Here is a 13,853-nt window from a genome sequence, read left to right on the forward strand (position 1 = left end):
AAAACCAATGCAAAACCATACCCTGCGCGACGGCACCTCTATCCCTCCCCTAGGGCTAGGTACCTACCCGCTCAATAACGTAGATGCCGAAATCGCTGTCTCTGAAGCCATCGCCCGCGGCTACCGTCTGATCGACACTGCGGTGAACTACGAGAACGAAGTGGGCGTTGCCCGCGGCGTGCTGCGCTCAGGCACCCCGCGCGATGAAATCTTCGTGCAGTCCAAGCTGCCGGGGCGCGACCACGGCTACGATGCCGCCCTGCGCTCCCTCGAAGGCACCCTGAGCCGTATGGGTTTCGACTACCTAGATGCCTACCTAATCCACTGGCCTAACCCCTCCCAGGGCCTCTACGTCGATACCTGGCGGGCACTTATCAAGGCCCAGGAAGAAGGGCTGGTCAAGTCCATTGGCGTCTCTAACTTCCTGCCCGAGCACATCGACCGTCTGATTGAAGAAACCGGCGTAACCCCCGCCATCAACCAGATCGAGCTGCACCCCTACTCCCAGAAACAGGACTGGGCGGCCTACAACCTCGACCACGCCATTCTCACCCAGTGCTGGTCGCCCCTGGGCCGCAAAACTGACCTGCTCAAGGACGCCGCTCTCGAGACCATCGCCGCCGAGACCGGTAAAACCGTAGCGCAGGTGATTCTGCGCTGGGAGGTCCAGAAGAACCTGGTGCCCCTGCCCAAGAGCTCCAACACCCTGCGCATGGAAGAAAACCTGGCGGTCTTCGACTGGGAACTCACCGACGACCAGGTCGCCCGCATCGATGCACTCGAAGCTGGCGTGGGTCGCGGGTTTGACCCGAATACCCACGAAGAAATGTAGGAAGAGACGGAGGAGAGGCAGCAGCCTCACGCTCGCTGCCGACCCTCTCGCCCGGTTCGCTAGCGCTCACAAGGCGATTCACGCCAGCCCCGAGCCAGCAGCTTCGCTGTGAGCCTGCCGCCCTTCCTACCTTTTCCCGCAAGAGCAAGGATCCCACATAAAGAAGTTCCCGGAATAAGAGTTCTTATCCCGGGAACTTTTTATATGTTCTCTAGCCGATACCGAGAATGGTCTTGGCCTGTTCAACGTCGGCGTGCATCTGCTCAATGAGTGCTTCGACGCCGGTGTAGGCGACCATGCCGCGCAGGTAGTCGACGAATTCTAGGGTGACGTGTTGCCCGTAGAGGTTGAAGTCTTCTACCTTCTCTTCGGGGCGGCCGATGACGTGGGCTTCGACCTGGCGGGTGGTGATGCCTTCGAAGGTGGGGTTGGTGCCCACCGATACGGCAACGGGGTGGCGGGTTCCGGCCTCGTCAATCAGCCAGCCTGCGTAGACCCCGTCGCCGGGTACGAGGCCAATGGAGTCGACGTCCATATTGGCTGTGGGGAAGCCGAGTTCGCGGCCGCGGGCAGCGCCGTGCACGACTTCGCCGCTCATGTAGTGGTTGCGGCCCAGAATAGAGGCGGCATCGCGCACCCGCCCTTCGGCGAGCAACTGCCGGATGGAAGTCGATGAGCAACGGCGGTCGTCGTGGGCAAGCAGGTCTTCAACGACGAGTACCTCAAAGCCGTATTTTTGGCCGAGTTCCTTCATTGTGTTGAGGTCGCCGGAGTTGTTGGTGCCGAAGCGGACGTCATCGCCTATGACCACGAATTTGGCTTTGAGGGCATCGACGAAGGTTCGTTTGACGAATTCTTCGGGGGTTTGGGCGGCGAAGGCTAGGTTGTAGTGCAGGAGCAGGTAGTAGTCGACGCCGAGGTCGGCAAGGATCTGCTGGCGGCCGTCCTGCCCCATAATTTCGATGTGTACCCCGGCTGGTCCGTGGACGCGAGCGGGGTGGGGGTCGAAGGAGACGGCGACAGAGGAAAGATCGTGCACTTTAGCGGTGTTGACCAGGGTGGAGAGCACTTTTTGGTGGCCGATGTGCACGCCATCGAAGTTGCCAATGGTGACCACGGTGGGGCCGAAGTCGGCGGGGATCTGGGCGAGATCGGTAAAGCGCTTCACTGTGCTCCTCGGTTGGGTTGCTTCGTGTCTATACTACGCGTATTTGGGGCCTTCTGCTGAGGCCAGGCGGACGCCGGTGGTTAGCGGGTGCGACTGGGGCGAGTTTTGTTGAGCCACCAGAGACCTACCATGGGCAGGATCAGGGGGATGTAGCCGTAACCGGATCCGAAGTGGGACCAGACAGAGGCCAGTTCAAAGTGCTGGGGTTGCAGGTAGGAGAAGACGCCGATGAGGAGCACGCCGGCCATTTCGATGCTGACGGCGGCCAGGGAGATTTTCCAGGCCCCCTCCCCCTTCTTAGCCAAAGCGATGGTGGCAACCAGGTAGATGAGGGCTGAAAGTGCTGAGAGACTGATAGACAGCGGGGCTTCATCGAACTTGCGGATGACCTGGTAGAGGGCCCGTGCCCCGGCCGACAGGGTAAAGACGCCGTAGATGACGACGAGTAGGCGACCAAAGCCGCTATTTTTTGTAGCGGAGGCTTTGTTCTGTGTTTGATTCATTGTCTTCTTCCATCTCCCAAGCAATGTTGGTGCTGCTCTTGAGTCGGCGAGAGCGCACGCCCTGCGCTCATTCTGTCATTTTCCAGCGCATCGACCTAATAGTAGTACCAGAGCATGTTCATGCGGTGCACCATGATAATCAGCACCGGCCCGGTTAGCCCCAGTACCAGGGTTGACCAGCGGGTTCGTTCGGAGAGTGACCAGATGAAGGTGCCGACGGGGATAATCATGGCGGTGAGCAGGTAGCCGTAGTATTCGAGCCAGTCGCCACTGGGGCCGTCTGTTGTGACCTGCATTACAATGGAGCCGATCAGGTAGATGATGAGGAAGGCTTCAAGGAGAATAACGGAGCCTTGGGACCAGTCGTCGGGGGCTGCTCCGCGCAGGAAGCGGGTGAGGCAGATGAGGAAGGAGGCTAGGCCGAGCGCGGTTATGGCCCAGAACCAGAGGTCGAGTCCGGCGATCATCATGACGGGTTAGTTTTCCTTGAAGGTTGTTCCGGCTTCGAAGACGAGCACGGGGGCGGCTACGTTTTCGCGGCGGAAGCGGGTGTTTTCGATGATGGCGACGAGGGTGCCGTTGGGGGCGAAGGCGGCGGTGAGGCCGGTGGTGGTGGGTTTGTCGTGCCCGCCGGTGGAGCCGGTTTTGGGCGCGGTGGTGGCGGGGCTGCCTTCGGTGGGGGTGATGCGGCGGCCGTTGGCGAGGTCGGTGGCTTCGGCTGCGGTGAGGTTGCGGACGGCAAAGAGGCGGCGGGCTGCTTCTTCGATGGGTAGCAGGGGGGCTGCCTGTTCTGCTTCTCGCCCAGCGATGAGTTCGTCGAGGGTGAGGGCGTCTTCGGCGTGGATTTCGCCGATGGCTGTGCGGCGCAGGGCGGTGAGGTGGGCGCCGGTTCCTAGGGCTGCGCCGAGGTCGCGGGCTAGGGCGCGGATGTAGGTGCCTGCTGAGCAGACGACGGTGACGTCGAGGTCGAGGACGCTGGTGCTCAGCTCTTCTTCGCCTAGCTGATAAATGGCGGTGGCGGTGCGAGCCTCGTGCAGGTCGAAGGAGTGCACGGTGATGGGCCGGGCTTCGAGTTCGACTTCTTCCCCTGAGCGCACGCGGGCGTAGGAGCGTACCCCGTTGACTTTAATGGCCGAGACGGCGGAGGGTACCTGCATGATATCGCCGGTGAGGGCGGCAATGTGCTGCCTGATGGCGTCCTCGCTGATACTATCCAACGCGCCGTTGTTAGCGACGGCGGTGGCTTCGCCGTCCGCGTCGTCGGTGAGGGTTGAGACGCCGAGGCGGATGGTGGCGGTGTAGGTCTTGGTTTCCCCTACGACCCAGGTGAGTAGGCGGGTTGCCTTGTTGACGCCAAGGATGAGCACCCCCGTGGCCATGGGGTCGAGGGTGCCGGCGTGCCCGACTTTGCGGGTGCCGGCGATCCACCGCATTTTGGAGACCACGTCATGGCTGGTGAGTCCGGCGGGTTTGTCAACGACGATGAGGCCCGAGGGCCCGGTGGGTGCTTTCTTGGCCACGGTTTAGGCTTCGTCTTCCTCGGTTTCGGTGCTCTTGTAGGCGTCCTCGCCACCGGCGTATTCGGCGCCTTCGCGGGCGGCGGCCAGTTCGGCGTCGCGCTCCTTGGTCTTGCGCAGCAGGTCTTCGATGTGGGCTGCGTTGACGGGTACTTCGTCGGGCACGAAGGTGAGGGTGGGGGTCAGGCGCGCGGTGATGTTCTTGCCGACCTCTGAGCGCAGGATGCCCTTGGCTGATTCGAGGGCAGCCTTGGTAGAAGCCTGCTCTTCTTCGGAGCCGAAGACGGTGTAGTAGATGGTGGCGTGCTGGAGGTCGTTGGTGACGCGGGCGTCGGTGACGGTGATGAAGCCGAGGCGGGGGTCTTTGATGCGGCGTTCGAGGGCCTGGGCAACGATGACCTTGATGCGGTCGGCTAGGCGGGCGGCGCGTGCCGGATCTGCCATGATGTTCTCCTTCTCTAGAGAGGTTTCTATGTTTAAGTGTAAAGGCACCCCAGGGGCAGCAAGCGCGAACCCTAGGGTGCCTTAGCGTGATTGCTAGGTTATGTACCCGGCATACCCGGCGGGGCGGGGGGCCCCAGAGCCGGCTGGCCGGGTCTGGCGTTAAGGGTTGCCGGGGGGTGGGGCGCCCCGCCCGCCGACGTCCTTAATATCAACCAGGTAGAAGCCTAGACGCGGGGCTTTTCCTGCATCTCCCAGGTTTCAATGACATCGCCTTCCTTGATGTCATTGAAGGAGCCCAGGCCGATACCACACTCGTAGCCTTCGCGTACTTCGGTGGCGTCGTCCTTGAAGCGGCGCAGGGATTCGATGGTGAGGTTGTCGGCGACAACTGCACCGTCGCGCACCAGGCGGGCCTTGGAGTTGCGCTTGATGATGCCGGTCTTGACGATGGAGCCTGCGATGTTGCCCCACTTGGAGGAGCGGAAGACTTCGCGGATTTCGGCGGAGCCGAGTTCGACTTCTTCGTATTCGGGCTTGAGCATGCCCTTGACGGCTGCTTCGACTTCTTCGATAGCGCGGTAGATGACGGAGTAGAACTTCATTTCTACGCCTTCACGGTCGGCTAGTTCTGCCACGCGTTCGGCGGGGCGGACGTTGAAGCCGATGATGATTGCGTTATCGACGGTTGCCAGGTTGACGTCGTTCTGGGTGATAGCACCTACGCCGCGGTGGATGACGCGCAGCTGAACTTCGTCGCCGCCTACCTCGATCTTCATGAGGGACTCTTCCAGGGCTTCAACAGCACCGGAAACGTCGCCCTTGATGATGAGGTTGAGGGTGTCCATCTTGCCTTCTGCCACTGCGGCGTCGAAGGATTCGAGGGTGACGCGCTTGCGACGCTTGGCCAGCTGGGCGTTGCGGTCGGCTGCTTCACGCTTTTCGGCGATCTGGCGGGCGGTACGTTCTTCTTCGGTGGAGAGGAAGGTGTCGCCTGCGCGGGGCACGGTGTTGAGGCCGAGTACCTGCACGGGGCGTGAGGGGCCGGCTTCTTCGACGTTGTTGCCGTTTTCGTCGAACATGGCGCGGACGCGGCCGTAGGCGGAGCCTGCGACGATGGCGTCGCCGACGCGCAGGGTACCGGACTGGACGAGGACGGTGGTGACGGCACCGCGGCCCTTGTCGAGGTTAGCTTCGATGGCTACGCCGCGGGCTTCCTTGTTGGGGTTAGCCTTCAGTTCGAGGGCGCCGTCGGCGGTCAGGGTGACGGCTGCGAGCAGTTCGTCGATGTTCTTACCCTGGCGGGCTGAGACTTCTACGAACATGGTGTCGCCACCGTATTCTTCGGGTACCAGGCCGTATTCGGTGAGCTGACCGCGGATCTTGTCGGGGTTAGCGCCTTCTTTATCGATCTTGTTGACGGCAACAACGATCGGTACGCCTGCGGCCTGGGCGTGGTTGAGGGCTTCAACGGTCTGGGGCATAACGCCGTCGTCCGCGGCGACTACCAGGATCGCGATGTCGGTGACCTTGGCACCGCGGGCACGCATGGCGGTAAAGGCCTCGTGACCGGGGGTGTCGATGAAGGTCAGGTAGCGCTCTTCGCCATCGACCTCGGTGTGGATCTGGTAAGCACCGATGTGCTGGGTAATGCCGCCGGCTTCACCGTCGATGACGTTGGTGTTGCGGATGGCATCGAGCAGACGGGTCTTACCGTGGTCGACGTGACCCATGACGGTCACAACGGGCGGGCGTACTTCAAGTACTTCGTCGTCCTCAGCCTCGGCCTCGGCAGCCAGGTTGATGTCGAAGGATTCGAGCAGTTCGCGCTCTTCGTCCTCGGGGGAAACAATCTTGATGACGTAACCCAGTTCAGCGCCGAGCAGCTCGAAGGTGTCCTCGTCGAGGGACTGGGTCTGGGTTGCCATTTCACCCAGGTGAATCAGGACGGTCACCAGGGCTGCGGCGTTTGCGCCAATCTTCTCGGCGAAGTCCATCAGTGAGGCACCGCGACGCATACGGATCTCGGTGGTACCGTCGCCGTGGGGTACGGCTACGCCACCGATGGTAGGCTGACGCAGCTGCTCTTCACGACGCAGAGCTGACTTAGTCTTGCCCTTCTTCTTTTTACCGCCACCGCGACCGAAGGCGCCCTGGGCGTTGCCGCGACCGCCACCGGGGCCACCGCGACCGGGGCCGCGGTTGAAGCCGCCGCCACCGTTACCGCCGCCGGGGCCACCTGAGCCGCGACGGGGGCCGCCACCTGCGGGGGCACCGGCACCGCCACGGGCGCCGACGTTACCGCTCATCTTGGTGGGCATCATGTTGGGTGAGGGGCGGTTGCCGCCACCTGCGGGTGCGGGGCGGGGTGCGCCGCCGGCAGGACGGGGGCCACCGGCACCTGCGCCTGCGGGGCGGGGGGCGTTGTTGCGTCCGCCTGCGGGGCGGGGGCCACCGGCACCTGCACCGGCAGGACGGGGGCCGCCGGGGTTATTACCGCGGGCGTTACGGCCGCCTGCGGGGCGGGGACCGCCTGAACGCTCGCCGCGGTCATTGCGGTCGTTGCGCTTACCCATGCCCTGTGAGGGGGCGAAGGGGTTGTTGCCGGGGCGGGGGCCGGGCTTAGCGCCAGCAGGCTTGGGGGCTGCGGGCTTGGGAGCTGCCGGCTTAGGAGCAGACATGCCCTGGGTGGTTGAGAAGGGGTTGTTGCCGGGGCGGGGGCCAGCGGGCTTAGCGGCGGCTTCCTTCTTCTCAGCGGCGGGGGCGGGCTCTGCTGCGGGCTTGGGGGCAGCAGGAGCTGCCGGGGTGGCAGGCTTGGGAGCTGCGGCACCGGGCTTAGGAGCACCTGCGCCAGGCTTGGGTGCGGATGCACCGGGCTTGGGAGCTGCTGCCTTGGGGGCTGCGGCGTCCTTCTTCTCGGCTGCGGGAGCCTCAGCAGAGGCGGCAGCCTTGGGGAAGGCGGCGCGGAGTTTCTTTACAACGGGCGGTTCAAGGGTAGATGATGCACCCTTGACGAACTCGCCAAGTTCCTGAAGCTTTGCGACAGCTTCTTTTGAGGGGATTCCGAGTTCTTTAGCGATCTCGTGAACGCGGGGCTTAGCCACTTTTCTCCTGTTCTGGTTCGCACCGAACAGGGGCGAACCTTCAGTTTGTATGAGGTGTCAGCTGGGTTGCAGCTGGGTTTTTGCCGGTGGGCGAGCACAGGAAAGTACTCATTGCGCGGCACTCATCGGGTTTCCATCAGTTTTCTGACTCGCTTTCGTACACAGTAAGTCGTCAAACTCGTTGACATTGTTGGTTCGCCACCCCTGGCGGGGTTGAACCGGTGCCCCATTATGCTGGGATCACCAGTTCATTGGCTTCGACCCGGGTTCTAAAAGCCCTGGCGAGCGCGTTTTTCTTAAGCGCTTGGGCAAGGCATTCGGGTGTGTGGTGGAGCCAGGCTCCACGCCCCGGGAGGTTTTTGGCCCGGTCAAAGACTGCACGCGGTGGTTCAGTCTGGGTCAGGGCAATACGGACGAGGTCATGGGCAGGTGCTGTGGTTCGGCAGCCGATGCAGGTGCGGACGGGGGTGTGCAGCTGGGGCGCTCCCTTCGTGTTGTTGACCTGTTTACTGCCAGCTCATTAGCGCGAGCTGGCAGGCATGGCTGGCTGCTGACCAGTCATGAGCACTCTATAGTGATGTGACCTCTATAGACCAGTTTAGCCCCCTTGCGGGGGCTAACGGCAAATATGTTAGTCAGCTCTCTTATTCAGCGTCAGATTCGGGTGCTTCTTCAGCGCTTTCTTCCTGGGCTGCTCGGGCTGCTGCCATTGCGGCTTCGTATTTGGAGGCTGAGATGATGTCGATACGCCAGCCGGTGAGCTTAGCGGCCAGACGGGCATTCTGCCCTTCCTTGCCGATGGCTAGGGAAAGCTGGTCATCGGGCACGATAGCACGGGCAGAGAAGGTCTTGCGTTCGGTGACGGTGACTTCGCTGACCTTAGCTGGTGAGAGAGCTGCGGCAATGAACTCTTCGGGGCTCTCGGAGTGGTCAACGATGTCGATCTTCTCATTGTTGAGCTCACCCATCACCGCGCGAACTCGGGCGCCCATTTCGCCGATGCACGAGCCCTTGGGGTTAACACCGGGCTTGGTAGCGCGTACAGCAATCTTGGTGCGGTGGCCGGCTTCGCGGGCAATGGCCATGATTTCAACTGAGCCATCGGCAATTTCGGGAACCTCATGCTCAAAGAGGCGACGCACCAGGTTGGGGTGGGAGCGGGAAAGCACGATGGAGGGACCCTTGGGACCACGCCTGGCTTCTAGTACGTAGGCGCGGATGCGGGTGTTGTGGGTGTAGCGCTCACCGGGTACCTGCTCGGCGGTAGGGAGAACAGCTTCAAGGGTGCCGAGGTCGACGTGGATCATGCGGGGGTTGGGGCCCTGCTGAATAACGCCTGAAATCAGCTGACCTTCGCGGTCTTTAAACTCACCGAGCACGGCTGAATCCTGGGCATCGCGCAGACGCTGCTGGATGACCTGGCGGGCGGTAGAAGCCGCGATACGACCAAAGTTATTGGGAGTATCGTCGAACTCACCGATCTGCTGGTCGTTCTCATCGAGCTCGGGGGCCCAGATAGTGACCTTACCGCTGGTGCGGTCAAGCTCTGCACGTGAGCCACGGATGGCACCGGGCTGCTTCTGGTAGGCCAGCAGGATGGCGCTCTCAATCATCGGGATCAGGTTGTCGATTGAGATGTCGCGCTCTTTTTCGAGCAGGCGGAGGTTGCTCAAATCAATGTCCATGGTTGGCCCTTCCGTGTAACACGGTGCCGGGGCAAAAAGCTCCGGCACCGCTTGCGGTGTATGTTCGCGCACCTACGGCGCGCTGCCTCAAAAGTATTGAGTTGTGGTCTTGTCTTTATATTCTAGCGATTACTTGCTAGCGGTTGAATTCAATTTCTACCTTTGCAGCAGAAATTGTGCCCCAGGGTAGGGTGACGGCGTCGCGGTAGCTTTCGGGTTGCCCCTTCTTGGTTTCCTTCTTGCGGCGAACAACCGGCCCCTCGTCGGTGACGAAGTCCAGGCGGGCCAGGTACTTCTCTCCCCCGGCTTCGGTAATTTCAATCAGCCGGTCGATTGAGCGTTTCCAGTGGCGGGTTTCGGTCAGGGGGCTGGTCACACCGCGCGATGACACCTCAAGAGAGTAGGGCACTTCACCGTCATCAGCATCATCAAGAGCGGCTGACAGGGCCTGGGAAACCTCAGCAATGGTATCGAGAGACAGGGCATCGGTACGGTCTTCGGGGTAGTCCACCACGATTTCTAGGGTGCGGTTAGCGCCGCTGCCCTTAGCGGTCAGTTTCTCCAGCACCAGCTTGAACTCCTGCTCCACCACCCGAGTGACGGCCTCACGTACGCCCTCGACGCTCACAAAGCTACCGGCGGGGGCCTTCTGGGTAATGCCCTGCTCAGCACGGGCAGCAGCCCGGCGCTCGCGGGCGTTGGGGGCGTCCTTTTTACTGGCTTTGGGTGATGCCATCGCGCGTAGCTCCTGGTGTCTAGGGGTAGGTAAATCCATTCAAGCCTACCACCGGCTCCCAGTACGTCGGCCGAGAATTCGCTGAGGGCGGGCAGGCTACGGGACTTTTTGGCAGAATGGGAGGTGGGCTCTTGCCCGTCCGTTTTGTGTGAGAGGTAGCTGCCTATGAATCGCTCTGTTCGTCTGACCCCGGTACTTGTGGCCGCTCTATTAGCTGGCCTGCTGGCGGTGCTTCTTGCTGTGGGCTGGTTTTCGCAGCGACAGGCGGAGCAGATCCGCGCTGACCTTAGCGATCAGAGCACCATGGCTGCTCAGCTGACCGCCCTGCAGCAGGCAGCTAATGAGTCGGGTCAGGACGCACTGGGTCAGGCGGCACAGGCTGCCCTTGAGTCCCTTGCGCCTGCGGCTCAGGACGTAACGGTTACGGAGTATGAGCCGGTAGAGCAGCAGTTACAGAGCACGGTTTCGGCCCTGCTTGATTTAGGTTTTGCAACCCAGGACGTCGGTGATCGGGCTCGGGCTCTCACAGCCGTTGCGGATGTGTGGCAGGCTGCCCGCCAGGACGGGCTGACTACTGCCGCCTACCCCGAGGCCCTGGCTGATGAGGTGGCACATATCAGCAGCTATACCTGCGGTGATGAGGGGCTTGCTGCCGGTGCTCCCGATAGTTCAGGCAGTGAACAGGCTGTGCAGCCCGCCTCCCTGCTACCCCTGCAGCAGAGTATCTATCAGCTCAACTACGTCAGCGAGGTCTACGCCGCCCGCGCCGAGCAGGGCTATGCGGACGTAGCAGCCCAGGCCGCTCAGCTAGCAACAGCTACCACCGATATGGGGCACCTGGCTGCCCCCGTGCTGACCTGCTACGGGGTCTTTGAGGCGCCCGCGGCGTCCTACCCCATCGCTGACGCAGCGGACGCCCCCCAGCAGCTCACCGACTTCACCGCGGCTATTGAATCCAACGCCCGCGCCGCCCTGGCCGACCAGACCCTCGCAACGTCAGCAGACGATATTGAAGCCCTCACCCTCATTCTGGCCCTCGACAGCCAGGAGCTTTCCGCCTAAAGGGTACCCAGAATATCGGCGCCCAGCTTAATAATGAGGGCGCTGACCACCACAATCATCATCCAGCGAATAAAGCGGCTCCCCCGGGCCAACGCCGTACGCGCTCCCAGGTAGCCACCCACCATATTGGCCATACCCAGAAGCAGGCCAAGAGCCCAGACCTGCTGGCCTGCCACCGCAAAGAGCACCAGGGCTCCAAGGTTGGTAGCGGCATTAATAATCTTGGTCTGGGCAGTTGCCTGCAAGAAGCTATAGCCCATCAAAGACACCATAGCCATCATCAGAAAAGAGCCGGTACCGGGCCCGAGCAGACCGTCGTAAAAACCGATGCTTGCACCGATGCCTAGACCCACCATCAGGTGTTTCAGGCCCTGGTGTTTGAGCTGGGTGAGCTCACCCAGCGACGGCTTGAAGACGGTGTAGACCAGCACAGCCAGCAGGGCTAGCACAATGATGGGTTTGAAGAGTTCTTCGGGCAGGGCTGTGGCGACCAGGGCCCCGCCCATGCTTGTCACAAAGGCCAAGGACGCCGCTGGCAGCACCGTGCGCACATCGACCGGGGTACGCCGCAGGTAGGTTGCGGCACTGGTGAGGGTGCCAAAGACAGAACCCAGTTTATTGACAGCCAGGGCTTGCACGGGCGAGAGCCCCGGGATCATGAGCACCGCGGGAAGCTGAATCATGCCACCGCCGCCGACCACGGCGTCCACCCAGCCAGCGGCCAGAGCCGCTAGCAGGAGTAGAAGTAGCGTGGACGGTTCTAGGCCAAGGGCCTCAAGACCAAGAATTTCTAGCACGCTATAGGCCTTTCCTGAGAGTGGGGTTAAAGCACAAGGTACCACCTACGTCGGAAATGACCAGCTAGTTCGTGGTCTTTTCTGACGTAGATGGTACCTACCTAGGGTGCTTAGCGCTGGATCTCAGCCAGCAGCTCGGCTACGGCGTCCTCAACAGCGACCTCGCGGGCCTCGCCGCTGCGGCGGTCCTTGATTTCAACCTTGCCCTCGGCAAAGCCACGACCGACCACCACGATAGTGGGTACACCCAGCAGTTCAGCATCGCCAAACTTAACCCCGGGAGATACCTTGGGGCGGTCATCGAACATCACATCCAGACCGGCTGCTTCAAGGTCGGCAACCAGCTTCTCTGCACCTTCTGCGACCTCGGTGCCCTTACCGGTCATGACCACGTGAACGTCGGCAGGTGCCAGGTTGCGGGGCCAGATCAGGCCCTTCTCGTCGTGGTTGCCCTCGGCAATGGCAGCCAGGGCGCGGGTGACGCCCACGCCGTAGGAGCCCATGGTGACGGTCTGCAGCTTGCCGTTCTGGTCCAGCACCTTCAGGCCTAGGGCTTCTGCGTACTTGCGGCCCAGGGCGAAGATGTGGCCCATCTCGATACCGCGGGCAGCAATCAGGGGGCCGGAGCCGTCCGGTGCGGGGTCGCCCTCGCGCACCTCGCAGGCCTCAATCACGCCGTCAGCTTCAAAGTCACGGCCCAGCACCAGGTCGTAGACGTGCTTCTGGTCCTCGTTAGCGCCGGTGATCCAGGCTGAGCCTTCAACCACGCGGGGATCAACGAAGTAGGGGATGCCGGTGGCTGACTCAACGCCTAGCAGCTTCTCATTCAGGGTCAGACCGGGGCCAATGTAGCCCTTGACCAGCTGCGGGAACTTCTTGAAGTCCTCTTCACTGGCAGCTTCAACCTCAACCTCGCCGCCAACGCCCAGCAGGGCACCAACATTAACCTCGACGCGACCCAGGTCAACGGCACGGTCGCCGGGTACACCGATAGCAACCAGCTGGCGGGTGCCATCGGGCAGGATAACAGCCAGCACCACGTTCTTGAGGGTGTCGGCAGCACTCCAGGGCTCGCCCTCGCGCGGGTGCAGGGTATTGGACTGGTCAACCAGGGTTTCGATGGTCGGTGAGTCGGGGGTCAGCTCAACACGGGCAGCCGGGGTGGACGAAGCATCCACGGGCTCAGGCACCACGGTAGTCACGGCCTCAACGTTGGCAGCGTAGCCACCCTCGGAGCGCACAAAGGTGTCCTCACCAATCGGGGTGGGGTGCAGGAACTCCTCGGAACGGGAGCCGCCCATGGCACCGGACTGGGCCTGAACGATAGCGATCTCAAGACCCAGGCGCTCAAAAATCTTGATGTAGGCGGCGCGGTGGGCCTGGTATGCCTCTTCTAGGCCCTCGTCATCCACGTTGAAGGAGTAGGAGTCCTTCATAATGAACTCGCGGCCGCGCAGCAGGCCAGCGCGGGGGCGGGCCTCGTCGCGGTACTTGGTCTGAATCTGGTAGAGGTAAACCGGTAGGTCCTTGTAGGAGGTGTAGAGGTCCTTGACCAGCAGGGTAAACATTTCCTCGTGGGTGGGGGCCAGCAGCATATCTGCGCCCTTGCGGTCCTTCAGGCGGAAGAGGTTATCGCCGTACTCTTCCCAGCGGTTAGTAGCCTCGTAAGGTTCGCGGGGTAGCAGGGCCGGGAAGTGGACTTCTTGGGCACCGATAGCGTTCATTTCTTCACGCACGATGTTTTCGATCTTGCCCAGCACCTTCAGTCCCAGAGGCAACCAGGTGTACACGCCGGGGGCGGCACGGCGAATGTAACCGGCACGAACCAGCAGTTTATGGCTCGCTACTTCGGCGTCGACGGGGTCTTCGCGCAGGGTGCGCAGGAACAGGTGTGACAGGCGCTGGACCAAGTGGTTTCTCGCTTCTCTCGTACGGGGCCCGCTCTACCCGGCAACCTGGCCGAGTCGGGCATACTTACCTACCAGTTTACCGCCAACCGACTGAACGT

The 13,853-nt window shown here is 62.0% G+C and carries 13 protein-coding genes; 2 read left to right on the plus strand and 11 right to left on the minus strand.

The window, feature by feature from the left end:
* Positions 1-7: 7 nt before the first annotated feature.
* Entirely contained in the window at positions 8-832 is an 825-nt protein-coding gene (locus L7A20_RS02190) for an aldo/keto reductase (RefSeq protein ID WP_237222261.1), read from the plus strand.
* 211 nt (positions 833-1,043) lie between these two features.
* Here L7A20_RS02190 and L7A20_RS02195 read toward each other — a convergent pair whose 3' ends face one another.
* The 9 genes from L7A20_RS02195 to rimP all read right to left on the minus strand — a co-directional run bounded on the left by L7A20_RS02195 (position 1,044) and on the right by rimP (position 9,986).
* On the minus strand, positions 1,044-2,000 hold the full coding sequence (locus L7A20_RS02195) for a bifunctional riboflavin kinase/FAD synthetase (protein WP_237222262.1): 957 nt from the start codon (positions 1,998-2,000) through the stop codon (positions 1,044-1,046).
* A gap of 80 nt (positions 2,001-2,080) precedes the next feature.
* A complete protein-coding gene (locus tag L7A20_RS02200; protein WP_237198492.1) occupies positions 2,081-2,503 on the minus strand; it encodes a hypothetical protein in 423 nt (140 codons plus the stop codon).
* Positions 2,504-2,598: 95 nt separating this feature from the next.
* Complete coding sequence (locus L7A20_RS02205) at positions 2,599-2,973, minus strand: hypothetical protein (protein ID WP_237222263.1); 375 nt, start codon at positions 2,971-2,973, stop codon at positions 2,599-2,601.
* Between the two features lie 6 nt (positions 2,974-2,979).
* Positions 2,980-4,023 (minus strand): tRNA pseudouridine(55) synthase TruB, encoded by a 1,044-nt coding sequence (gene truB, locus L7A20_RS02210; protein ID WP_237222264.1) that lies wholly within the window; start codon positions 4,021-4,023, stop codon positions 2,980-2,982.
* A 3-nt stretch (positions 4,024-4,026) separates the two neighbouring features.
* A complete protein-coding gene (gene rbfA / locus L7A20_RS02215) occupies positions 4,027-4,464 on the minus strand; it encodes a 30S ribosome-binding factor RbfA (RefSeq protein WP_185173286.1) in 438 nt (145 codons plus the stop codon).
* Positions 4,465-4,688: 224 nt separating this feature from the next.
* Positions 4,689-7,565 (minus strand): translation initiation factor IF-2, encoded by a 2,877-nt coding sequence (gene infB, locus L7A20_RS02220; RefSeq protein WP_237222265.1) that lies wholly within the window; start codon positions 7,563-7,565, stop codon positions 4,689-4,691.
* A gap of 229 nt (positions 7,566-7,794) precedes the next feature.
* Positions 7,795-8,040, minus strand: coding sequence for a YlxR family protein (locus L7A20_RS02225; RefSeq protein ID WP_336603566.1), 246 nt, complete (start codon positions 8,038-8,040; stop codon positions 7,795-7,797).
* A gap of 169 nt (positions 8,041-8,209) precedes the next feature.
* A complete protein-coding gene (gene nusA, locus L7A20_RS02230; protein WP_237222266.1) occupies positions 8,210-9,250 on the minus strand; it encodes a transcription termination factor NusA in 1,041 nt (346 codons plus the stop codon).
* A 136-nt stretch (positions 9,251-9,386) separates the two neighbouring features.
* Positions 9,387-9,986, minus strand: a complete 600-nt coding sequence (gene rimP / locus L7A20_RS02235; protein WP_237222267.1) for a ribosome maturation factor RimP — start codon at positions 9,984-9,986, stop codon at positions 9,387-9,389.
* A 165-nt stretch (positions 9,987-10,151) separates the two neighbouring features.
* Between rimP and L7A20_RS02240 the strand changes: the two genes are divergently transcribed.
* Entirely contained in the window at positions 10,152-11,048 is an 897-nt protein-coding gene (locus L7A20_RS02240; RefSeq protein WP_237222268.1) for a hypothetical protein, read from the plus strand.
* Here the strand turns inward: L7A20_RS02240 and L7A20_RS02245 are convergent.
* A complete protein-coding gene (locus L7A20_RS02245) occupies positions 11,045-11,845 on the minus strand; it encodes a TSUP family transporter (protein ID WP_237222269.1) in 801 nt (266 codons plus the stop codon). The two genes, L7A20_RS02240 and L7A20_RS02245, sit on opposite strands and share 4 nt — an antisense overlap.
* 110 nt (positions 11,846-11,955) lie before the next feature.
* Positions 11,956-13,755 carry a proline--tRNA ligase gene (locus tag L7A20_RS02250; RefSeq protein WP_237222270.1) on the minus strand — a complete coding sequence of 600 codons (1,800 nt, stop codon included), beginning with the start codon at positions 13,753-13,755 and terminating at the stop codon, positions 11,956-11,958.
* Positions 13,756-13,853: the final 98 nt, after the last annotated feature.

Source organism: Rothia nasimurium, from assembly GCF_928381415.1.
GTDB classification, from domain to species: domain Bacteria; phylum Actinomycetota; class Actinomycetes; order Actinomycetales; family Micrococcaceae; genus Rothia; species Rothia nasimurium_H.